The following is a 23,306-nucleotide window of genomic DNA, read 5'->3' on the forward strand; positions in this document are numbered from 1 at the left end:
ATACATATCAAACCCCATACTAAGGAATATCGACCCGGTTTAGTCAACACGGCCTGCATGCTCGGTCGTACCGACCGCATGAATGCTTAGTTGTTGTAGCACGTTTTACTCTATTTCGATTTTCTCATTAATAAACATAATTCTAAGTGCATATGCAGTTGAATCTCCCTTAACTTTTGTTTTATCATAAGCCGCAAAATCAACGACACCTTCAATTTCGTTGTGCTGTTTGTCTAAAATCTCTCTTTTGAAAGTGTAGTCATTATCAGCTTTAGCTACTGTAACCATAGTAGTATCTGATGGAACAATAAAATAAAGTTCAGACTTTACTACTTTATAATTTGGATAGTAGAACTCAAAGTCTACTTCAAGTGAGTCATTAACATTCCATTTTTTCTTTTTAAATTTTGCTCTATAAAAATGACTTTTGTCAATAATTGAATCTCCGTTTTTGTCAAAAAATATAACCGTATTTAAATAAGTCGAATCTTGTCTAACTTTGTATGTATTAAAGTCAATTGTTTCGTTTGCTCTATCTAAGTCTAAAAAGAACGGTTTTGGAACGACGTAATTTCTTTCACAAATAATCATATTTTTTTTATAAAAGAAATGTTTTCCAATTGCCATTTCATTTATGTACATCCCTTTTCGTAAAGTGTCTTTTTGGATGTCAAATTTTATTTTATACTTTCTACTGTAATTTTTCCCGTAAATTAAGGTGTCGGTCAATTGGTCGAAAATTATTTCGCTGTTGCCGTTCTCGAATTCAGATTCGACTTGAAATTTGTTTTCTTTACAACTTGTCAAAAACTGTAGAGAAATTATTACTATTAGTATTTTTTTCATTGGTTTAGACAAATGTGCTACAACACTGTTATATAGTTACCTTTAGTAACTATATTTCTCTTTTACGATCACTACCCTAAGGATACAAAGTGGAGTTGGCAGTGGGTTTTAATGTCACTAAACTACAGATTTTATTTTACATAACAGAATTTTTTGTAAGCACGGGTTTTTGTTAGTTGTTAGCCACTAGTTACTGGCCAGAAGGCAAAAGTTAAGCCAGTTAGCGAGATTTAAAGTTATCAGAACCAAGAATCAGGATTCGGGAGTTATAAAAACGGAAAACAGGATGTGATTTTAGTATATTTAAAATTATCACTTTTGTATTTGATATTCCACATTAGTGGCTACTCCTTTCACTACATTTTTTACGGTAAAATTTTTTATAATACGTTTTCTCGAATAGTGATTTCAATCCGCAGAAAATTCTTCCGACAAGGACAGCAACTTTTCAGGCAATGCTAGCAAGGATTTATGAAAAATGGCGATATACACAATATTTGTTTTTAGAGTGCAACTAAATAACTTCAAGTCAGACGAGGTACCTAGATAGATAATCAATAAATATAAACAGTGCTATTAAAGTTTACTGCTTTAATAGCACTGTGTATTATTTAGACAAAATATTAATCGTATTAAGATTTAACCAGTTTACGTAACGCTGCCCATTGTTTTAGCATATTCCTACCTTCTGTAGCAGGATATCCAAGTACTGTAGCACCGGCTGCAACGTCACCCATCACACCGGAACCGGCTCCTACCGTAGCACCAGAGTGAATGGTTGTATGATCTTTTATCGAAGCACTTCCGCCAATAACCACACCATCTCCCAGGGTTACAGAACCTGCCAATCCACTATGTCCGGCCATGATGCAACTACGACCTAAAATACAGTTATGAGCAATCTGCACCAGGTTATCAATTTTACAGCCATCTCCTATTATCGTAGAACTAAATTTTGCTCTGTCTACACAAGAATTAGCTCCGATTTCTACACCATTGCCTATCACTACATTCCCGATATGTTCTATTTTTACCAACCCACGGCCATCTTCACTAGGGCGGTATCCAAATCCATCGGCACCTATGCTTACATTATTATGAAAGATACAGTGATTTCCAATTATTGAGCGTTCACGTATGACTGTTCCAGACCAAACTACTGTATGATCCCCAATTTTAGAGTCGTCAAAAACGGAAACATTCGGATATAAAATCACACCATCTCCTAACACAACATCTTTACCAACATAACAACCTGCACCTATTTTGCAACCTTTACCTAAAACAACAGATTCATGCACCGTAGCTGCAGGATGAATATCGGCTTCAAAAACGGGAGCTTTCGGCTTAAATTCCTCCAAAAGTTTCGCCATAGCCAAATCTGCATTTTTAACAAGAATTAATGCACGATCAGAACCTGCCTCCACCGTAAGAGATTCGTTCACAATAGCGGCAGATGCTTTTGAATCGGGCCATAATTTGGCAAATTTACGAGATCCAATAAATGTGATCTGATCTTTATTTGCATTTTGTAATTGGTCCAGACCTGTTATTTGTTGACTGGTAGAGCCTATTAATTTTCCTCCAACGATTGCGTTGATTTCTTCAATTGTAAATACTTTCATTCTTTTGAGATAGTGTTCGTTTTAATAGATTTAGGGTATTTAGCATGAAAATTCATTAAACTTCCTGCTTTTTACGTAAATTCTAATATAATCTAAGCCTTCTAAAAGATTGTTCTTTACAAGTAGGCTTAGTTTTTATTAGATACCACGCATAATAATGTAATTATCTTAATAAAACAAATTCTCTTAAAAATGTAGCTGATTTTAACTTGAAAGAAGTTATATCTTAGTGATTCTGACCTTCTTTTTTTTAAGTCTACTATTATTTAGCTCAGTTACTACACGATCTGCAATGGTTACAGGTACAGCAACAAAGGTACAATCTTGTTTGAGCTCAATAACACCCAACTGATCTTTGGTCAAATTACCTTGTTTAAAGAATAATCCGGCAATATCTCCTTTGGATATCTTATCCTTTCTTCCTCCCGAGATAAATAAGGTCTGCCAATGCTGTGGTTTACGCGCTGCTTGATTTGAAATATCGGCTATTTCCGTTTCGGGAATAAAGTCACGCAATGTTTCTTCTTCCCATTTTAAAATAAAAGCGGTTCCTTTTGCATTGACACGTGCAGTACGGCCATTACGGTGTGTAAATTCTTCTGCCGAGTATGGAAGTTGATAGTGGATAATGAATTTAAGCTCTGGAATATCGATACCTCGAGCTGCCAAATCGGTTGCTAGTAGAATTTGGTGCGTTCCATTTCTAAATTTTATCAAGGATCGCTCTCTATCCTTTTGTTCCATATCTCCATGAAAGGTTCCATGATTGATATTTTTACGCTTTAAAAATGCACTCACCTCTTGAATACTATCTTTAAAATTACAAAAAATAATCCCCGGCTGACTTCCTGTATGGTTTAAAATAGCTAACAGACTGTCTAATTTATCTTTGGTTGGAGAGATAACTGTTTTAAATGTCAGTTTGGAAACTGATCCATCCAAATAATTGATGGTTTTAGGGCTATCTAATTTGACAAAATTGGGGATACTCACTCCCTGTGTCGCCGACGTCAAGATGCGTTTAGAAACATGAGGTAATTCCTTGATAATTTGTTTCATTTCGGTTTCAAAACCAACCTCCAGAGATTTATCAAATTCGTCTAAAATTAATGTTTTTATACGCTTTGTAGAAAAACGTTCCTGTCTTAAATGATCCGCTACCCTACCCGGCGTACCGATCAAAATCGCCGGAGCATGTTTTAATTCAATTTTATCTTTGGAGCTGGATCGTCCACCATACACCGCATTTACTTTATATCCGGATCCCATATCTCTCACAACTTGTTCTATTTGTATGGCAAGTTCTCGGGAAGGAACCAATATCAAGACCTGAACATCTTCACAATCCTCGTCTAAAAGAGCTATTGTAGGTAATAAAAAAGCTAAGGTCTTACCCGTTCCCGTAGGCGACAATAAAACTACATTATCAGTTTTTTTTATAACAGCGGTAGCCTCCTCTTGCATAGGGTTTAACTGCTGAATGTTTAATTTTTGAAGAATATCGGTTTGAGATCTTTTGCTCTTGGACATAACTATATTTTGATGACTAGTGTCTGGACTTCTTTTTACTCTTTTGTTTCTCTAAATTAGGTAAAACGGTAGCATTTTGTTCTAAATAATTAGCTAAAACTTTATCAACTAACTCTTCCTTGGTTAAATGGTGAAAAATGGTGTGGATTCCATCTTTCAAAGAAGGGGACATTTCTCTGTTTGGTTTTGTTTTAAACACCTTCCTTGCCCACAACAGTGCATTGTTCTCTGCCAGATCCTCTGGTTTTGCTTTACTGTATTTCTGAAAATAAATACCCAGCTCATCCTCAAAATCCTGAATTTCATGTTCCTCTTCCTTCTGAATCACTGTTAGAGAAAACCCCTTGGCTCCTGCTCTTGCTGTTCTACCGCTACGGTGTACATACACCTCATAGACATCAGGTAAATGATAGTTTACAACGTATTCAATTTCTTTTACATCAATTCCTCTTGCAGCCAAATCTGTTGCCACCAAAATCTGAATATGCCCTTGTCTAAACTGATCCATAATGCGATCACGAATCGGCTGTGATAAACTCCCGTGCAAGGCACCGGATGAAAACTTGTTTATTGCAAGATTTTTAGCTAGTTTATTGACCGCAGCCTTTGTTTTACAGAAAATGATTCCGCGTTTCCCACCCTGAATTGTCAGAAAATGCATTAAAACATCTAACTTCTCAATGGGTTCTACAACTACGTATTGATGATCGATCCCTTGATGACCTGTGGTCTCCATATCAGATTCCACTTGCACAACATGTTTAGACATGTAATTTTGGATCAACTGCTTGATCGTACCCGGCATTGTAGCCGTAAAGAGGAGGGTCCTTTTTTTCTTGGGAAGTTCTTTTACAATTTCATCCAGTCCATCTTTTAAGGATGTTACCATTTCGTCGGCTTCATCTAAAACCAAATAATTGGCATTGCTGATCGAAATGGCTTTTCTTTTTATCAAATCAATCAAACGACCGGGTGTAGCTACGACAATATGTGTTGGCTGCTTTAGTCGTTCGATTTGAGGTTTGATCGGGGTACCTCCGCAAATTGAAATAACAGAAACTTCTGGCAAGTACTTGGCAAAAACTTCAAGGTTTGCATGTATTTGCTGTCCTAATTCACGTGTCGGAGCAATTATCACCGCTTGTATCGAAGAATTTTCTTTATCAATTAATTGTAATAAGGGTAAACCAAAGGCTGCTGTTTTACCTGTTCCGGTTTTTGCCAAACCTACAAAGTCTTCTGTCTGATTAAGAAGAATAGGAATGGTTTGTTTTTGAATATCTGTCGGAATGGTAATATTTTGCTCCGTTAAACTTTTTTGAAGTGACGAATCTATACCTAAGGCTGAAAATTGTGTTGACATGAATTGAATGTATGAAAAATAACTAAGCTTTGATAAAAAGTCTTAATTATATAAGTAAAAACCGATTATATTAAGCTTCCTGAAGCGTTTTTTTTGATTTTCTATAGAGATAGGAATTGAAAATATTTCGTTTAGCAAAACGGTAAAGCTTATCAGAGTTTATCATTTTGATGTAAATTGATTTGGTCACGCCAAAATACTCATAAGTTGTTCCGTCCAAAAATGTAATTTCTAACACCATACCTTTATGCTGGTAATCAGCAATGCCGGAGGCAGTAGTTGTAACTTTATAGGCATCTAGGTTAGCGGCTATCGTTTCTGGAGCAATGCTCACCAAAAAGTGATATCCATCAATGATTTGACGACTTTTTAATTCTGCTATCTCCTTCTGAGGATCTCCTTCTTGAAATTTGTCCGGATGCCACTCTTTTACGAGATTTCTATAGGTTTTTTTAAGATCTTTTAAATCAATTTCCTTTTCAACAGTAAATAACTTTTTGTATTCTTTTATTCGCTTCATAACCAGGCATTTTTATTGCAGGCGCGAAACTACACTTTTTTTATGGTAAGCTGCTTGTTTTTAGCAATGAATGGTTAATAAAAGTAAAAATTGACAAAAATTTGCTAGTATCCTATTCATTTGAATTTGTCAAAATCATAGACTTACTATTGTTATTACTACAAAACTCTTTAGGTCAAATAGATACAAACACGCACTATTTATTTCTTAGTTTCTGCTATGCACTAGCAAATAATTTCATATTTTGGCGCCTTAATTATCAAGAATCTCAAAAGAGATAGCAACCTGCAATAACGAGCAAGGTGCTTCTATCGATAAGCCAATTTGATTGGAAAAAATGTTAACTGCATCTTCTCTCCGTGTCTTATCTCCTTTTGTTTTCTTTAAAACTAATTTAATGACACAATCTGTTAGCCAGTCAGGTAACTTTAAAGCGTTACTTCCATTATTCGTTTTTGTTTTCACTTTTCTCGGAGTAGGTATTTATCAAAATGATTTTTACGCATTACCCTCCCCCATTGCAGTTTGTTTAGGAATAATTGTAGCATTTTTTCTCTTTAAACAAAGTATAGATACCAAAGTAGCGGCCTTCTTAAAAGGATGCGGGGATTCTAAAATAATGACTATGTGCATTATTTATTTGCTTGCAGGTGCCTTTGCTACTGTAACAAAAGCTACAGGAAGTGTCGATGATATAGTGAACTTGGGACTTAATTATATCGCTATCGAATACATCTATTTAGGCGTTTTCATCATTGCATCGTTTCTTTCTATTTCTACCGGTACATCTGTAGGAGCAATTGTTGCACTCGCTCCAATTGTTGTTGGGATCGCTGATAAAAGTGGGGTTTCATTACCGATACTATGTGGATCCTTACTTGGGGGTTCGATGTTTGGAGATAATTTATCCGTAATATCAGATACAACGATTGCAGCAACGCAGTCCTTGGGCTGTAAAATGAGTGAAAAGTTCAAAGAAAATATTAAGATAGCATTACCAGCAGCTATTATTACCATTACGATTTTATTTTTTAAAGGGTTATCTGTTAACACAACATCTGTGATTACAGGAGAATCATATTCTTTCATAAAGATTATACCTTATCTGGTAGTAATCTTGCTATCCGTTATTGGAATTAATGTGTTTGTTGTTCTCTTATTAGGTATAGTTATCACTGGTCTTATAGGACTTGTATATCAAGATTTTACCATTCTTGAGTTTACGAAAATTAGTTATCAAGGCTTTACCAGTATGACAGAAATTTTCTTATTATCTATGCTTACAGGAGGACTAGCAGCCTTGGTGACACTTAACGGAGGCATAACTTATATTTTAGAGAAAGTAGATAGCTTTATTAAAAATAAAAGAACTGCTCAGTTCGGAATTGCAACATTAGTCGGCACGGTTAATTCTGCGATTGCGAATAACACAGTATCTATTATCATCACAGGACCTATAGCAAAAAAAATTAATGATGAGTATTGTCTGGATAACAAACAAACCGCATCAATTCTGGACATTTTTGCGTGTATTGTGCAAGGATTACTACCTTATGGGGCTCAAGTATTAATGATATTAAGTTTTGCCAAAGGTTCTATTGATTACATAGATTTGATTGCTAATACATGGTATCTGCTATTACTTTTTGTATTTACAATAAGTTGGATCTATTTAAGAAATAGAAAAAAAATAAAGGTTATCTAAATTAAAATCCACACCATTAAAATATGATGTGGATTTTAGTTTGTATACCATTTTGTAGTACTATTTATTTAATACCATAACAGCTTTTGCGTTTGTGAATTCTTTAATTCCAAAGCCACCATGCTCACGGCCATATCCAGAATCCTTTACACCTCCAAAAGGCATATTAGGCTGTGCTAGACCAAACGAATTAATGAAGATCATACCAGTATCAAAATGATTTTTGGCCAAATTTATTGCCTTTTCCTCATCCTTAGAGAAGATGCCGCCACCAAGTCCATAACGGCTGTCATTGGCAATTCGCATTGCATCTTCATTATCTTTTGCATGTATTAAGGATGCCACAGGTCCAAACAATTCATCATCATAAGCCGGTTGCCCGGGTTTAACATTACCCAATACGGTTGCAGGATAATAATATCCTTTTCCCTCTTGAAGCTTTCCTCCTGTCAATACTTCTGCGCCATTTTGAACACTCTCCTGCACTTGGTCGTGTAATTTTTCGAGTAAGTCTTTACGTGCCATTGGCCCAAGATCAGAACTGTCACTGGTAGGATCACCGGCTTTAACTTGTTTCATTCTGTCGACAAATGCATTCTTGAATTCTTCGTAAACCTTATCAACTACAATAAAACGTTTTGCAGCAACACACGTCTCGCCATTATTATATATTCTACCATTTACACACGTTTTTGCAGCGAGCTCCACATCAGCATCGTCCAACACTATATAGGCATCATTACTTCCTAATTCTAAAACGGTTTTTTTAAGTTCCTTGCCAGCTTTTTCGCCAATAATTTTACCTGCACCATCACTACCGGTCAATGTCACACCACGGACTAATTTATTTTCAATAACTTTATCCGATTGATCATGATCAATTATCAACACGGTAAACAGATTTTTTGGCAATCCTGCTTCTTCGTAAATTTTTTGAAGTAATAAACCTGATCCCGTCACATTAGCGGCATGTTTCAGTAGTACACCATTCCCTGCCATTAGATTAGCTATAGAATAACGAATTGCTTGATAGGCCGGGAAATTCCACGGTTGAATTCCGTAAATAACTCCAATTGGCGCATATGACACAATACCTTTACCACCATTAGGCAATTCTCTAGTTTCATCTTCAAGCTCTTTGGCACCTTGTTCTGCTGTATAATCGCAAATAGCCGCACACAAATCAATTTCTTGTCCGCCTTGTTTTATCAACTTACCCATTTCTTTAGTCATGAGTTCTGCAAACTCTGAGCGGTGTTTTTTTAGTCCTTCCCCAATTTTCTTTATAATTTCTCCTCTTTTTTCTAAGGATTCATGACGCCAGTCTAAAAAGGCTTTATGACAATTCTGAATGGCATTCTCCATCTCCTCATCTGTCATGTAATTGTAATTTGCTATTTCTTGTTCTGTTGATGGGTTAATTGTTGCAAACCCTTTAGTCATTGTTTCACTTTCCATTGTGTTTTTTTGTTTGTACCCTTCAAAAAGGATCATATTAATAGTGAGTTTTGTAAGTATGTGTATAAAATATCAGTAAATAGAGGATTTTTACTTAGACACTCTAAAATAAGAAATACTATGGCATTAAAACAGAAATTAAGAAAGCTTATCTTATCTTTAACGAGACGTTATATATTGTTTATTCAGTGCAATAATTTTAAAGCTACGACTGATTGGAATCTTCTTTAATCATTGAACAATTGATGAGTCATAAAAATCAAAAAAGCACTCTTACGGAGTGCTTTTTCAGATTAAGAAAATATGCTTTCACCTATAAATCATCTTTTAAAGTAAAATTGAAATACTTTAATTCTTAAGCGATTCCATATCTATTACAAAACGATATTTCACATCTGAGTTTTTAACTCTGTCGTAAGCGGTATTGATAGTATCTATGTCAATTACTTCAATATCACTGGTAATGTTATGCTTGCCACAGAAATCCAACATTTCCTGAGTTTCTTTAATTCCACCAATTAGAGATCCTGCTACACGTTTTCTTCCCATCACTAAACTACCGCCGTGCATAGGTTCCAATGGTTCTATAGCACCAACCATCACCATTGTTGAATCTCTCTTTAATAATTGTAAATATGGGTTGATATCATGTTTAACAGGAACTGTATTTAATAGAAAATCAAACGAATTGGCATGTTTTTTCATGTCCTCATCATTTTTAGAAATCAACACTTCGTCAGCACCTAAACGTTTGGCATCTTTTTCTTTACCCGGAGATGTGGTAATCATTACCACCTTAGCTCCCAACGCATGTGCAAATTTGATTCCCATATGTCCTAAGCCTCCAAGACCAATCACACCTACTTTATCACCTTTTTTAACTTTCCAGTGATTTAAAGGTGAATATGTAGTAATTCCTGCACATAATAAGGGAGCGACTGCTTTTTCATCTAAATTGTCAGGAATACTTAATACGAATTTTTCATCGACCACTATCATTTCTGAATAGCCTCCATAGGTATGACCGCCCAAATGTTTGTCTTTTCCATTATAAGTACCAACCATCCCTTCTTCGCAGAATTGTTCAAGATCATCATTGCAAGCACTACAATCCTGACAAGAATCTACCATACATCCCACACCCACAAGATCTCCTTCTTTAAAATTCTTTACATCGGAGCCAACTTCTTCAACACGACCTATAATTTCGTGTCCTGGTACTACAGGGTATTTGGAATTTCCCCAATCATTTTGAACTGTGTGAATATCGCTGTGGCATACTCCGCAATATGTAATTTTTATTTTGACATCATTTTTTTTAGTTTCTCTTCGCTCTATAGTCATTGACTTAAGATCACTATCCTTTGTATCTGCCCCGTAGGCTTTAATTGTGCTCATAATATTTTTTGATTCAAATTAGCTGAATTCTTCGATGAACCAAGGGATTATTCTTACTTTAATGTAAGTTTAACACCCTTCCTAACCTAAGTCAAGAAAAAAAAGATTTTAAAGACTATGGATGGTTTGCTTAGAAGGTATAAATGAGAAATCATCTTTAGACGAGTAGGATATACTACATTGCCAAAAGATGATTTTAATTACGTAGAATGAATTTAAGAAATACTTAAATTAGAGTTTACATACAACACTGATCATTTTGCACGGTTCCGTAACAAACACCTCCGTTATTATTTGGAACGGCGCATCGACTACCATCAACATCAAGAAAATAGTGATCATAGCAACCTCTTGGGCAACGATTGGCTTGTTGCACTCCTCCTTTTAGTACGGATTGCGTTGCTTTGTCTAAAATCTTTAATCCTTTAACACTTGTTAGCGAATTTTTCATAATAATTTGGTTTTAAGAATTTAACATATCTAAAATTACAAAAAAAATTAAATCATAGTTGTTTTCACTTCTTTTCAAGAATTATCTGAATTTCTTTAATACCACCATTATAAAAAAAAGATTTTTTTTTCTTTCGATATTCGTCATGAACAATGACTAGCATATAGCGGCCTTTTGGTAGGTTAGGGTATTTAAAATGTCCTTTAGAATTACTTACCTGTGCTATGTCTTTAGAATATGAATCTTCTTTATTTAAAAGTATAATAGCTTCGAATACAGGTTTGTGAGAACCTTGCTCCATTATAGTTCCTCGCAATATTTGCATAATAAAAAATACTACTAATAAAGAAAGAGTTACGTAGTGCAACTCTTTCTTATTTCTACTATTTATATTTATTCTTCCAGTTTTTTAGATTTTTAAAAACAGGAGATGTGATCCGAGTGGCAGAGTTGCCTAAAGAAGAACCATTCGTGTGAATACCTACCACATAACGCTTTCCATTTTTATACTTCCAAACAGGCGAGCCGCTTTGCCCTCCTGCACTATCAATATTATAGACTAGTGTTCGCGGGGTAACAAATTTTATTTTTCTGCAGTGCCACCATTGTGTCCCACTAGGTTTATCTCCGGGATATCCCGAAAGATTTACCTTCAAACCCAGTAAACTTGCAAAGCTATAATTAGCATATCCAAAATAGCCCAGTTGCTTACCATATTTGCAGTTTTTGGGCAGTATTATGGCACCGTAATCCATAATTCTCTTTTTACTCTTTGTCCAACCCTTAACCGAATGCAGATGACTGGATGTACAGGAACCAAAGGGTTTACTGGATCCATTTCTACCGGGAATGACTTCTATTTTCTTAGCCCAACCTCCATGATTGTGCATATACACCACATGCCCTGCAGTTATTACGGTCCGTGGTCCTATTAAAAATCCCGTGCCTATCCAATTCGTACCGTCTTTTGCTGTAATTCGTAAAGAACAAATAGTACGCCAAGGATACTTTTTAGTTTGAGTGATTCGTTTACGGTCATCCTTCCCAATAACGACTTCCTCTAGCATTTTCTGTCCGCTTTCTGTTCGCATAAGTGCTACCATATCGGGATCACCATAGCTCGCGTAATATGCATCCAGAGGCTTTGTATCCTGAAGTGTTTGATCGTTTTCCTGCTCTAATTCGGTTACAGAATAATCATACCCACTTATTTGCTCTAAAGTCTCATTACTTTGAGTAGCTTCTAACGTAGCTTCTTCGTTATCCGAGGTATCACCGCCTTCAAAGGAATCCTCACTATCAACATCTTCTGTGTGTATGGTATCTGATTCATTGCTTACTTCTTGATAATCAGTAGCACTCGCTTCCTCGTTTTCGTCAGTTTGTATATCACTATACGCATCATCAGAAAAATTTTCTACTCCATCATAGGATTCTTCATATACAGCTTCATCATACACTGCACTATGAGTAGTTCCATTACTTTTCATAATCAACTATTTTAATTGTTCAACTTATTTTTATTATCAGTTCTTATTTAAACAACCAACTTATAAATTAACAATTTGAATATCAATAGTTTATTAACGGTATTTAGTGTGTTATAACACCTGTTTATTGAGGGGTAATTATGGGAAAAAACAAGGAAAACCCCTTTTTAAGAAAATTTATAGCTTAGATAAGCCAATCATTTGAGTAGTCGTACTAAGTTTCCCTAAGGTTTAAGGTATATTCGTTGTAAGAACAAAATACAATTTACAGACTGACTATATAATGATGATTCTAAATAGCTTAACAATTTTTAGTTCAATAGCTTTTATTTTCTATGGAATTACTTGTATTGCTACAGCTACCATGAAGTTGGAATTTATTAGATTCGGTTTGGCACCCTACCGAGTGGTTACAGGAATTCTTCAGATATTTGGAGGATTGGTGTTAGGGATTTCATGGTATTACAATTTTCCTTTGTTAGCATCAATCGCTGCAGGAGGTCTATCATTGTTAATGTTACTTGGCTTCGGAGTAAGACTAAAAATAAAAGATACGTTTGCACAATCTACCCCTGCCTTATTCTTTTGTATCTTAAATATTTATCTATGTTATAAATACTTTGAGTTGGCTGAAGTGGTGAATGTTTAAAAAGGGTAAAATGCGATTATTAGACTTAAACTTAAAAAAACAAAGGCCGGCAATGATTTATATAACGGATCTTTAATTTTTAAATGCATGATTATAGACCCAATAAGTAAAACCGATAACCCTAAAGCGGAGGGTTGCGCGAGTTCGGGGTACCATATAGATAATAATAGCAGAATGGCTAATCCTATTTTCAACATGCCTATCAGATAACAGAACCACGTAGGCAGACCATATACATGAAATTCTTGTACAATCGTTTTGGCATTTCCTCCTCTCCATCGCGTTGGCTTATTATACTGAATAAGCCAAACATTTAAAATACTCAATGATACTATAAGTTTCATTGCTAGAAGAACATATTCCATGATATTAGCTATTTAGTTGCATGCAAATTAGTCATATAATTTGAAGAATTTGATATTACAGATCCTAAGAGTCCGTTAAAATTACTTGTGTTTTCATTGAAGAACTAAGCAAATTAGGAAAATTCATATAGTGTTAAAGGAGTTTTTTCCGGTTGATTTACAGTTTTTCACCCCTGGTTCAGCAACATTTATTGTTTTTAATTAGCATTAGAAATGTATACCACAAAAACTAGAATAATGAAAAGGTCCATATTTATTACAGTTATCTTCTTTTTGATTATTGGAACATCTAACGGAGAAGCTCAGATTTTAAAAAGGTTAGTCAAAAAAGTTAAAGGAACTCTCGAGCAGAAGACGGAAGAAAAAGCAGAACATAGCATTAACCAAGCCATTGATAGCCTGTACAATTATGAGAACAAGAAGAAAAATAAATCTATAGCAGGAAATGGTGACTCAATAAATGAGCACACCAGCAAATCCGGCCAACAAATCATATTAAACAATATCATCAATGCAGAAAAACCGACTATCAAGAATACCTATTTATTTACGACAAAAGCCATCTTTGAGATTTCAGATTTAAAAAAGAAGAAAAGTAAACCAATGCTATTCACTCAATACTATGGGAAGATGGAAGTTTTGAACGACTTCGAAGAAACTAATACGGCTATGATAACAGATTTTGATAATAAGGCACTCATTCTTCTGGATACAAAACAAAATACAGCACAAATACAATCGCTATCCTGGATGGAAAATGTCCTGATAAAATCTAAAAAACAAGAAAACAGGGATGATAGATTCGTTATTACTAAAACTGGGAAAGAAAAAATGATCAATGGTTATTTCTGTTTCGAATATGTTATCAGCGAAGAGGACTCAAAAATGTTAGCTTGGTTTGCTCCAGAAGTGACATTTAACTACAATGACTACCTAAGTGGACTAAATAAACTACTTAAAAATAATGCGACATTGGATAGGTTGACTCATGAAAAAATCGGTTATATGATGGAAATGACTCTACTCAACAAAAATGATGAGCAAATTACCAAAATGCTCGTTAAAGATGTGAAACAAGTCACCACAAAAATTGCAATGCAGAATTTTAAAGTAATTGAATTATTTTAAATAAAAAAGCGGAAGTCGTTATAACTTCCGCTAAACATATACGATATGTAATTATGCTACTTCTCTGCCAACAGGAAAAATTCATTGTTAGCAAGAGGAGCTACACTATACCCTTCAACATTATCAAGACGTTCAAGATAATTTTCAGCTTCTGAAAAAGCTGTTTCCATCGCACTCACTTTAGAGTTCCCTTTGACAGAAATACTTTTTACAAGAATATCACCATTGGTATACGTAATAGTAATTTTCCATCGCTTAACAGTGTGAAAATTATTGGATTCTTTACTACTCACTTTTGCTTCGCTTTTTTCTATTTTTTTCTTTTTCTCATTTAAAGTTGATTCAAAAGAATTCGCAAAACTACTTGTGATTAAAAAAAATGAAATACTAATAGTTAGTAAGAGTTTCATGGTTGTAAGATTTATGATTTGTTCAAAACGAATATACAAGTTTTATTTGATTATTCAAGTATTTTTTTAATAAAAATTTATTTGAATAGTATTTTTAATTATTTATCTTTGTAATATGATTAATAAGAAGTTAAAGCGGCTTTTAAAAAAAAGTAAAGGCACCAAAACCGTATATGGGATTTCTAAAACTCTTGGGGTGAGTCCGCAAGCAGGCGATTATGTGGTTAAACAAAAGGATTTGGCCAAGGATTTTGCTAGAATCCAAAAAATTGCAGACTACATGGGTGTGGACATTAGAGATATTATTGATTAGTACACTATCTTAATTATAGTTAATCTTTGTTTAGTTCACGTTAATCTCCACTAGTAATTCGGTTAAGTGATTTATCTTTAAGAAAAAAGATATTTATATGAAAAAGGAGACAGAAAAAACCAAAGATTTGCCGTACAATCCAGAAATCACGAAGCATGACAAGGATATTTTAGAGCAGCAGAATGCAGGTATTCGTAAAGATGGTGGTGACGATATGGATTTATTGCATCGCAAAGACGCCGTAGATTTTTCCGGAAAAGATTTGGATGTACCAGGTCGCAAAGAAGCTAAAAAAGGAAATGGACCACGGGGTCTTAATGATGAAGAAAATAAGCTACATAGTCAGGGTGGTGAGACTAAAAATAATCTTGAAAGAGATGATTCAGCAAGATAAAATAGAAATTTTCACATACAACTAATGAAAAGGACCATATGGGTCCTTTTGTCATTTATAAACTATAGAAAATGCGAGTCTTATTACAGAGAATATATAAAGAAATTTAACCTCAAAAAAACAATATAAATTAATTTAACTACCTTTCCTTCTTTATTGGTAAGATAAATATGATTTATAAAATTACACTATACTTTTTGCTCCTATTCTGCTCTTCTTCATCCGTAAGTCGTGATTCCTACTTAGGAAACTGGCAAATAGAAGGTGGATCAATAATTCATATTTATCAAAATGGAGATGTTTTTAGCGGAAAAATCCTTAAAAGAGCTGTAAACCCAATTTCCAACCTAAACGGTTTGGATAACAAAAACCCTGATATCGGTTTAAGAAACAGGCAATTAATCGGAATTGATATTCTTGAAAACCTAAGATATGATGAAGGAGTTTTATCGGGTGGAACTATTTATAACGCGGATAGCGGACATAGTTACGCTGTTAAGCTATGGATCTATCCGGAAGATATGAATATATGTTATATTCGTGCTTACAAAGGTTTTCTGTTCAAAACTTTTGAAGCCATCAGAGTAGATACAGAACATGTTTTTGCTAAAAAGAAATAACTTAACTAATTCAACCACAGTTTACGCTTTATGAAATTGAAACATTTTTTACGAGGATTTGGTGTTATTGCTATTATTCTGACCATATTTCCTTTTGTGGCTGTAGATGTTTGGTGGGTTCGATCCTTTGATTTTCCTCACCTACAATTAACTTTTCTCACATTAATTGCAGCACTCACCTATTTTCTTGCATTTGATATAAGAAAAATTGTAGATTATGTATTTGTTAGTGTTCTTTTTGCCTGTTTCTTTTTTCAGGCAGTTAAAGTATACCCCTATACCGCATTTGCTTCCTACGAAGTGTTAGATACCGTAGATGATAGCAACCTAATCAATATTTATGCAGCAAACGTACTTCAGGATAACACAGAGACATCCAAGGTGGTACAAGATATAGAACAATTTAAGGCAGACCTAGTGGTCCTTACCGAAACCAATACTTTCTGGAAAAATCAACTAAACAAAAAGCTGGATATTGATTATCCTTATAAAATAGAGGTACCCTTAGAAAATACCTATGGTATGATCCTCTATTCTAAATTTAAATTGGTTGAACCTCAAGTTCGTTACTTGATTGAAGACACCATACCTTCCATTGACACCAAAATTGTCTTACCATCCAAAGATACCATACAGATATATGCAATACATCCGGCACCTCCGGTGCCACAACATAACCCATCCTCTGTCGATCGCGATGCGGAAATGATGAAGACAGCGCGATTGGCGCGTAACTCAAAATATCCTGTCATTGTATTGGGTGATTTTAATGATGTAGCATGGTCAGAAACCACTAAATTATTTCAACGTGTTAGTGGATTACTGGATATGAGAAAAGGACGCGGACTTTTTAATACGTATAATGCTAACAGTTATATTATGAGATGGCCGTTGGATCATATATTTACCGATGTCGCTTTTAGAGCTAAAAAAGTTGCTATGGGAAATCATATAGGCTCTGATCATTTTCCTTTTTTTACTACCATTAGTTTCGAACCGGCTATAGCAAAAGAACAAAAATTACCACCCGCCACCAAAGAGGAGTTGAAACAAGCTTTTACCGAAATTCTTAAGGAAGAAGAACAGACACAGGAAGAACTACATGACTAACTGAAATAGCACTTTTGGACTATTGTCAACCTTTGTAAAGTTAATATTCCTGTTACAATGGATGTAAATTATTTGTATATCAAATATAAAAGGACACAGAAAAGCAATAAAGCATAGCTAGACACTAACTTATTCTCTTATCACTATTAATGATATTTATGCCTGTACTTATATTCAAAATAGGTAAAGAAATTTTCATATAAATTAGCTAGCGTCTGATGTCTACTTACATTTTGTATCTATTCGAAATTTTAATAACAACACCGTGAAAAATTTTATAGAATCACAGAGCCCATTCTTTTCTATGCTTTACACATCCTGAACATATTTGAAGAATTTATAGAAGAAAAAGCATAAAAATGAATTCAAAAAACTGATGCCTTTCCTCGTTTCTTAAGAATCAAAACTAAAGGATCAGAATCCATAGAGTGCTATCAAAATACTTCAAAACTTTTTACAGATCGTGGTCGTACGGTTATCGGCGAACACAGAAAACTTCCTTTGTAGTATGTTAGAAGAATAAATAGAGTGCAGTGCTATTACTTCTGAAATTTCTAAAAAAAGCAGCTATTATAGGCAAAATAGCTGCTTATTTATCCATATACTATTGTGTATAAAATTAAAGTTTTACTTTAACTTGTTTTTATAAATACCTATATACCAGTATATTTATATTTATCTAAAAGCAATTGAAATTTCTCCAAATACAGTCCGATGTGATAACCATCCATTAATCCATGATGTACATAAATTGCTACCGGTAGCAGTACGCGATCCCCATCTTTTTTATATTTTCCAAATGAAATTTTAGGGACACTGTCTGTATGTGAGTAATTGCGTGCATGAGTCAATCCTGAAAATGTATACCATGGTATCGACGAATAGTGAATTGTATCCAATCGCTTAGCATCCTCATTAAATCTCAACCCTTCACTATCCTGTACCAAGGCTATTTCTTTTTTTGCTGTAGCTTCGAAAACCTCAAAATCATCATGGAATGGCACAAAAGAAAAACCAAAGGAATGATCTTCTCTTCCTATCGTTGGAGAAGCATGAATCTGATCATATACATAGACAGCATCATCCTCTAGGCGGTATCTAAATTCGTCTATGGTATTAGCTGCCTTTAAAGAGCAATACAAATAATAAAGGAAATGAGAAGTGTTCATTTCTTTGGCTATATGATATCCTTTAGTAAAATCCACTTCAGTTACAATACCAAAAAAAGGTTCATCAAACGAAGAAAAGAACTGATAATGTTCTTTTCTATTCCATTGTTCAATATGTAAACGTGTTCGCTTCATAAGTACTGAAACAATTCGGTTGCCTTGCTTAAACTTCTAAAATTAGGATGCTTAACCTCTTCTTCAACCATTTCATGAATCCAGGTGGTGTGAAATGGTATATGAATCGCATGCGCTCCAATATTAAGCACAGGCAAAACATCTGATTTCAAAGAGTTACCAATCATTAAAAACTCATTAGGAGCTATATCAAGATGTTTTACCAATTTAGTATACTGTTTTTCTGTCTTATCAGAGACAATCTCGATATGATGGAAATACGATTCTAATCCGGATTTAATAAGTTTTCGCTCTTGATCAAGTAAATCACCTTTTGTAGCCATTACAAGCTTATAATCCCCGTTTAATTGCTTTAGAGTGTCTTCAATCCCATCAATCAATTCTACGGGCTCGTCCAGCATTTCCTTCCCTTTAGCAATAAGTTTTTGGATGAGCGCTATGGGCGTATTGTTATTGGAAATCTCAATAGCAGCCTCTATCAAAGAAAGTGTAAAAGGTTTGATACCATATCCATAAAGCGGTAGGTTTTTCATCTCCACTTCAAACAGCAGCTTATTGGCTTCGTCTTTTGGTAAGTACGCTTGCAAAAGTTCACAAAACTCATCTTCTGCTTTTCTAAATAAAGGCTCATTGACCCATAAGGTGTCATCAGCATCAAATGCGATGACTTTAATTTCTCTAAAAGGCATATTATCGTACCAATTTTTTGTATTTGATTCGTTTTGGCATTAAATCTCCACCCAAACGTTTTTTCTTGTTTTCCTCATAGTCAGAGAAGCTTCCTTCAAAGAAATACACTTGTGAATCGCCTTCAAACGCCAAAATATGGGTACAAATTCTATCCAGGAACCATCTATCATGCGAAATTACTACAGCACATCCTGCAAAATTCTCCAAGCCCTCTTCCAGTGCTCGAAGTGTATTCACATCCAAGTCATTGGTAGGCTCATCCAATAGCAAAACGTTTCCTTCTTCTTTGAGCGTCATCGCCAAATGTAAACGGTTACGCTCTCCACCTGATAAGGTTGAAACTTTTTTATTTTGTTCGCTTCCACTAAAATTAAATCTACTTAGATACGCTCTGGAATTTACCTGACGACCACCCATCATAATCAACTCTTGCTCATCGCTGAAGTTTTGCCAAATGGTTTTATCCGAATCGATATTAGAGTGACTTTGATCAACATACGCAATTTTTGCAGTCTCTCCTACATTGAACTCCCCTTTATCAGGTTGTTCCTCACCCATTATCATCTTAAAGATAGTTGTTTTACCGGCACCATTCGGACCAATTACACCCACTATTCCTGCTTGCGGAAGATTAAAATTAAGGTCTTCGTAAAGTAATTTATTCCCAAAAGCTTTGCTTACTCCTTTCGCTTCAATTACATTAGTTCCTAATCTTGGACCATTTGGAATGTAAATTTCTAATTTTTCGTCAACTTGCTTTTGATCCTGACTCAATAACTTATCGTAATTACTAAGACGCGCTTTTTGTTTGGCCTGACGTCCTTTAGGAGCCATACGAGCCCACTCCAACTCGCGTTCTAATGTCTTTTGTCTTTTACTGGCTTGCTTCTGTTCTTGCGCAAGTCTTTTAGATTTTTGATCCAACCATGAAGAATAATTTCCTTTCCAGGGAATCCCTTCTCCTCTATCCAACTCAAGAATCCAACCGGCTACATTATCCAAAAAGTAACGATCATGCGTTACTGCGATCACCGTCCCTTTATATTGTTGTAAATGATGCTCTAACCAATGTACAGATTCTGCATCCAAGTGGTTTGTTGGCTCATCTAATAACAACACTTCCGGTTCCTGCAATAATAATCTACACAACGCTACACGACGCTTTTCACCTCCAGACAAGACCGCTATTTTCTTATCCGGTTCCGGCGTACGCAGCGCATCCATCGCAATTTCCAGTTTTGTATCTAACTCCCAGGCATTACTGGCATCAATTTGATCCTGTAATTTAGCTTGCTTATCCATGAGTTCCTGCATTTTATCTGCATCCTCATAAACCTCCGGCAAACCGAACATATCATTGATTTTATTGTACTCATCTAGCACTGCTACCGTTTCAGCTGCACCCTCTTTCACAATCTCTAAGACTGTTTTTTCAGGGTCTAATTGAGGTTCTTGCTCTAAGTATCCGACAGAATATCCCGGTGAAAAAACCACATCTCCTTGAAAATTTTTATCTATTCCGGCAATAATTTTTAATAAAGTGGACTTACCCGAACCATTAAGTCCAAGGATACCAATTTTTGCTCCGTAGAAAAAACTTAAATGAATATTCTTAAGTACTGGAGTATTAGCGCTCTTATAAGTCTTTGTAACTCCAGACATAGAAAAGATAACCTTCTTATCGTCTGACATTGATTTGTGTTTTTTAAATAATTAAAAGATACCACACAGGTGCATGGTATTATTTTGTTGTAAAATTAAGGTATATGCTACTCTTTTTATAATATAGCGACTCAAATATGTATTAAACTCTTCCTTTCAAAGCATTAAAAACCCATGCAATAGCAAAAAAACCAACACCCACAGCGGCAAAACCATATCCGGAAACATCACGATATCTAAATGCACCTAAAGCAATTAAAGCTAAACCAACAAGTATCATAATAAAAGTGGCCCAAGCCAAAACAGTATTTTTATTCATTCCCATAAATAGTAAATTTTTCGATAAAATAACATACGCTTTACACTTATAGCGCATAAATTACAAATATCGACATTTTATCGTCAAAACACAGTGTTTTATAGAGTTCTTGATACGGTTTTAAACCTTATCAATTGAAGATTAGCTTCTTAAACAACACCTTTTTTAAAAGCTTTAGACACTTTAGTACCAAAACTGCAAACTTGAATCCGGTGAATCTCAGAATAAGAATTAAATAAATCGTAAAATAACCAGTAATTCTGTAAGAAATCGTTTTCAAAATCGTGCTTTTTTGTATTTTCGTGCAAACATTTTGCACATTATGGACATAAAATTTAATAAAAACGAAGATCACAATAAATTACTCCTTTCTGATTTAAAAAGAAAATTAGCGCAAGTTAAGCTAGGTGGTGGCGAGAAACGTATCGAAAAGCTACATAGCAAGGGTAAAATGTCCGCTCGTGAACGCATTTCATATCTTTTGGACAAAAATACAGATGCCATTGAGATTGCTGCGTTTGCCGGGGATGAGATGTATGAAGAGCATGGAGGATGTCCATCAGGGGGTGTTGTGGTTAAAATTGGTTACGTAAGCGGTAAACAATGCATAGTTGTTGCAAATGACGCCACTGTGAAAGCCGGAGCCTGGTTTCCTATTACAGGAAAAAAAAATTTGAGAGCTCAGGAAATAGCTATAGAAAATAAACTTCCAATTATTTATCTGGTTGACAGCGCCGGAGTATATCTACCTATGCAAGATGAAATTTTTCCTGACAAGGAACATTTTGGAAGAATATTTCGCAACAATGCTGTAATGAGCAGCATGGGTATTACACAAATTTCTGCTGTTATGGGGAGTTGTGTAGCCGGAGGTGCTTATCTACCAATTATGAGTGACGAAGCGCTTATCGTAGACAAAACAGGAAGTATCTTTCTGGCAGGAAGCTATTTGGTTAAAGCTGCTATTGGAGAAACCATAGATAACGAAACCTTGGGTGGAGCTACCACACATTGCGAAATTTCTGGGGTTACCGATTATAAATCCAAGGATGACAAAGCTGCTTTGGATACCATAAAGAATATTATGTCAAAAATCGGAGATTACGATAAAGCTGGTTTTAATCGTGCTAAATCGCTTTTACCTAAGGAAAATCAGGAAGATATTTACGGCATACTACCAAAAGCTCGTAATGAACCTTATGATATGATGGAGATCATAACGAGATTAGTTGATGATTCGGATTTCGAAGAATACAAAGCCGGTTACGGACAAACTATCATTACCGGTTATGCCAGAATTGATGGTTGGGCAGTTGGTATTGTTGCTAATCAACGTAAAATTGTAAAAACCAAAAAAGGTGAAATGCAGTTTGGTGGTGTGATTTATTCAGACTCCGCCGATAAGGCCACTCGTTTCATTGCTAATTGTAATCAAAAGAAAATTCCACTAGTATTCTTACAGGATGTAACAGGCTTTATGGTCGGTAGCAAAAGTGAACATGGCGGCATTATTAAAGATGGTGCAAAGATGGTAAACGCGGTAAGTAATAGTGTGGTACCAAAATTTACTGTGGTTATCGGAAACTCTTATGGCGCAGGTAATTATGCTATGTGTGGTAAAGCATATGATCCACGATTAATATGTGCTTGGCCAAGTGCAGAACTTGCTGTGATGGGTGGTGCTCAAGCTGCTAAAGTATTGCTACAAATTGAAACTGCTTCTTTAAAAAATAAAGGAGAAACTATTACTGCAGAAGATGAAAAAGCAATGTTTGACAAAATAAAAGCACGCTACGATAAACAGACTTCTCCCTATTATGCCGCGGCACGCATTTGGACTGATGGGATTATAGATCCCCTTGATACACGTAAATGGATTAGTATGGGGATCGAAGCGGCTGACCACGCTCCTATTGAAAAGCCTTTTAATTTAGGAGTAATTCAAGTTTAATCAGA

Annotated in this window: 24 protein-coding genes and 1 riboswitch; of the genes, 8 read left to right on the forward strand and 16 right to left on the reverse strand. The window is 35.1% G+C overall.

The genetic code is table 11. The annotated features are described in order from the left end of the window. Window positions 1-105: 105 nt before the first annotated feature. The 5 genes from BD809_RS12490 to BD809_RS12510 form a co-directional block, all read right to left on the reverse strand. The gene (locus BD809_RS12490) at window positions 106-846 is read right to left on the reverse strand and encodes a hypothetical protein (RefSeq protein ID WP_148783319.1); all 741 of its coding nucleotides are present in this window, start codon (window positions 844-846) and stop codon (window positions 106-108) included. Between the two features lie 632 nt (window positions 847-1,478). Then, window positions 1,479-2,471, reverse strand: coding sequence for a UDP-3-O-(3-hydroxymyristoyl)glucosamine N-acyltransferase (lpxD, locus tag BD809_RS12495; protein ID WP_148783320.1), 993 nt, complete (start codon window positions 2,469-2,471; stop codon window positions 1,479-1,481). A 219-nt stretch (window positions 2,472-2,690) separates the two neighbouring features. Continuing rightward, window positions 2,691-4,001, reverse strand: a complete 1,311-nt coding sequence (locus tag BD809_RS12500; RefSeq protein WP_148783321.1) for a DEAD/DEAH box helicase — start codon at window positions 3,999-4,001, stop codon at window positions 2,691-2,693. Window positions 4,002-4,017: 16 nt separating this feature from the next. Then, a complete protein-coding gene (locus tag BD809_RS12505) occupies window positions 4,018-5,364 on the reverse strand; it encodes a DEAD/DEAH box helicase (RefSeq protein ID WP_148783322.1) in 1,347 nt (448 codons plus the stop codon). A 70-nt stretch (window positions 5,365-5,434) separates the two neighbouring features. Beyond that, window positions 5,435-5,884: a KTSC domain-containing protein gene (locus BD809_RS12510; protein ID WP_148783323.1), complete on the reverse strand. Its 450-nt coding sequence runs from the start codon at window positions 5,882-5,884 to the stop codon at window positions 5,435-5,437. A gap of 251 nt (window positions 5,885-6,135) precedes the next feature. Then, window positions 6,136-6,232, forward strand: a riboswitch (SAM-I-IV-variant riboswitch). A gap of 49 nt (window positions 6,233-6,281) precedes the next feature. On the opposite strand from BD809_RS12510, the gene BD809_RS12515 reads away from it, so the two are divergent. Further along, window positions 6,282-7,589 carry a Na+/H+ antiporter NhaC family protein gene (locus BD809_RS12515; RefSeq protein ID WP_148783452.1) on the forward strand — a complete coding sequence of 436 codons (1,308 nt, stop codon included), beginning with the start codon at window positions 6,282-6,284 and terminating at the stop codon, window positions 7,587-7,589. 60 nt (window positions 7,590-7,649) lie between these two features. Here the strand turns inward: BD809_RS12515 and BD809_RS12520 are convergent, their stop codons facing one another. From BD809_RS12520 to BD809_RS15760, 5 genes are all read right to left on the reverse strand, one after another. Continuing rightward, window positions 7,650-9,047 carry an NAD-dependent succinate-semialdehyde dehydrogenase gene (locus tag BD809_RS12520; RefSeq protein WP_246131535.1) on the reverse strand — a complete coding sequence of 466 codons (1,398 nt, stop codon included), beginning with the start codon at window positions 9,045-9,047 and terminating at the stop codon, window positions 7,650-7,652. A gap of 348 nt (window positions 9,048-9,395) precedes the next feature. Continuing rightward, window positions 9,396-10,445 (reverse strand): NAD(P)-dependent alcohol dehydrogenase, encoded by a 1,050-nt coding sequence (locus BD809_RS12525; RefSeq protein WP_148783324.1) that lies wholly within the window; start codon window positions 10,443-10,445, stop codon window positions 9,396-9,398. Between the two features lie 238 nt (window positions 10,446-10,683). Next, the gene (locus tag BD809_RS12530; RefSeq protein WP_148783325.1) at window positions 10,684-10,896 is read right to left on the reverse strand and encodes a hypothetical protein; all 213 of its coding nucleotides are present in this window, start codon (window positions 10,894-10,896) and stop codon (window positions 10,684-10,686) included. Window positions 10,897-10,960: 64 nt separating this feature from the next. Further along, window positions 10,961-11,221, reverse strand: a complete 261-nt coding sequence (locus BD809_RS12535) for a peptidase associated/transthyretin-like domain-containing protein (RefSeq protein ID WP_148783326.1) — start codon at window positions 11,219-11,221, stop codon at window positions 10,961-10,963. 58 nt (window positions 11,222-11,279) lie between these two features. After that, window positions 11,280-12,386, reverse strand: coding sequence for a trypsin-like serine peptidase (locus BD809_RS15760; RefSeq protein WP_211356721.1), 1,107 nt, complete (start codon window positions 12,384-12,386; stop codon window positions 11,280-11,282). 283 nt (window positions 12,387-12,669) lie between these two features. On the opposite strand from BD809_RS15760, the gene BD809_RS12545 reads away from it, so the two are divergent. Then, complete coding sequence (locus tag BD809_RS12545; RefSeq protein ID WP_148783327.1) at window positions 12,670-13,035, forward strand: hypothetical protein; 366 nt, start codon at window positions 12,670-12,672, stop codon at window positions 13,033-13,035. On the opposite strand, the gene BD809_RS12550 is transcribed toward BD809_RS12545, so the two are convergent. Continuing rightward, window positions 13,032-13,400 (reverse strand): DoxX family protein, encoded by a 369-nt coding sequence (locus tag BD809_RS12550; protein WP_148783328.1) that lies wholly within the window; start codon window positions 13,398-13,400, stop codon window positions 13,032-13,034. The two genes, BD809_RS12545 and BD809_RS12550, sit on opposite strands and share 4 nt — an antisense overlap. Window positions 13,401-13,637: 237 nt before the next feature. On the opposite strand from BD809_RS12550, the gene BD809_RS12555 reads away from it, so the two are divergent. Further along, window positions 13,638-14,528 carry a DUF4412 domain-containing protein gene (locus tag BD809_RS12555; protein ID WP_148783329.1) on the forward strand — a complete coding sequence of 297 codons (891 nt, stop codon included), beginning with the start codon at window positions 13,638-13,640 and terminating at the stop codon, window positions 14,526-14,528. A 56-nt stretch (window positions 14,529-14,584) separates the two neighbouring features. On the opposite strand, the gene BD809_RS12560 is transcribed toward BD809_RS12555, so the two are convergent. Continuing rightward, on the reverse strand, window positions 14,585-14,938 hold the full coding sequence (locus BD809_RS12560; RefSeq protein WP_148783330.1) for a hypothetical protein: 354 nt from the start codon (window positions 14,936-14,938) through the stop codon (window positions 14,585-14,587). A 115-nt stretch (window positions 14,939-15,053) separates the two neighbouring features. Here BD809_RS12560 and BD809_RS12565 point away from each other — a divergent pair, with 115 nt between their 5' ends. The 4 genes from BD809_RS12565 to BD809_RS12580 all read left to right on the forward strand — a co-directional run bounded on the left by BD809_RS12565 (window position 15,054) and on the right by BD809_RS12580 (window position 17,375). Continuing rightward, window positions 15,054-15,251 carry a hypothetical protein gene (locus BD809_RS12565; RefSeq protein WP_148783331.1) on the forward strand — a complete coding sequence of 66 codons (198 nt, stop codon included), beginning with the start codon at window positions 15,054-15,056 and terminating at the stop codon, window positions 15,249-15,251. Between the two features lie 97 nt (window positions 15,252-15,348). Next, window positions 15,349-15,645 carry a hypothetical protein gene (locus BD809_RS12570; protein ID WP_148783332.1) on the forward strand — a complete coding sequence of 99 codons (297 nt, stop codon included), beginning with the start codon at window positions 15,349-15,351 and terminating at the stop codon, window positions 15,643-15,645. 170 nt (window positions 15,646-15,815) lie between these two features. Continuing rightward, on the forward strand, window positions 15,816-16,265 hold the full coding sequence (locus BD809_RS12575; RefSeq protein ID WP_148783333.1) for a DUF2147 domain-containing protein: 450 nt from the start codon (window positions 15,816-15,818) through the stop codon (window positions 16,263-16,265). Between the two features lie 30 nt (window positions 16,266-16,295). Continuing rightward, window positions 16,296-17,375: an endonuclease/exonuclease/phosphatase family protein gene (locus BD809_RS12580; protein ID WP_148783334.1), complete on the forward strand. Its 1,080-nt coding sequence runs from the start codon at window positions 16,296-16,298 to the stop codon at window positions 17,373-17,375. Window positions 17,376-18,028: 653 nt separating this feature from the next. On the opposite strand, the gene BD809_RS12585 is transcribed toward BD809_RS12580, so the two are convergent. The 4 genes from BD809_RS12585 to BD809_RS12600 form a co-directional block, all read right to left on the reverse strand. Continuing rightward, the gene (locus tag BD809_RS12585) at window positions 18,029-18,679 is read right to left on the reverse strand and encodes a chloramphenicol acetyltransferase (RefSeq protein WP_148783335.1); all 651 of its coding nucleotides are present in this window, start codon (window positions 18,677-18,679) and stop codon (window positions 18,029-18,031) included. Further along, window positions 18,676-19,368, reverse strand: a complete 693-nt coding sequence (locus BD809_RS12590) for an HAD family hydrolase (protein WP_148783336.1) — start codon at window positions 19,366-19,368, stop codon at window positions 18,676-18,678. Before BD809_RS12590 ends, BD809_RS12585 begins: the two co-directional genes overlap by 4 nt. 1 nt (window position 19,369) lies before the next feature. Further along, entirely contained in the window at window positions 19,370-21,061 is a 1,692-nt protein-coding gene (ettA, locus tag BD809_RS12595) for an energy-dependent translational throttle protein EttA (RefSeq protein ID WP_148783337.1), read from the reverse strand. 112 nt (window positions 21,062-21,173) lie between these two features. Next, a complete protein-coding gene (locus BD809_RS12600; RefSeq protein WP_101449145.1) occupies window positions 21,174-21,356 on the reverse strand; it encodes a CAL67264 family membrane protein in 183 nt (60 codons plus the stop codon). 316 nt (window positions 21,357-21,672) lie between these two features. Between BD809_RS12600 and BD809_RS12605 the strand changes: the two genes are divergently transcribed. Then, window positions 21,673-23,301 (forward strand): acyl-CoA carboxylase subunit beta, encoded by a 1,629-nt coding sequence (locus BD809_RS12605; protein ID WP_148783338.1) that lies wholly within the window; start codon window positions 21,673-21,675, stop codon window positions 23,299-23,301. Window positions 23,302-23,306: the final 5 nt, after the last annotated feature.

Source organism: Aquimarina intermedia (assembly GCF_008124785.1).
Lineage (GTDB): Bacteria > Bacteroidota > Bacteroidia > Flavobacteriales > Flavobacteriaceae > Aquimarina > Aquimarina intermedia.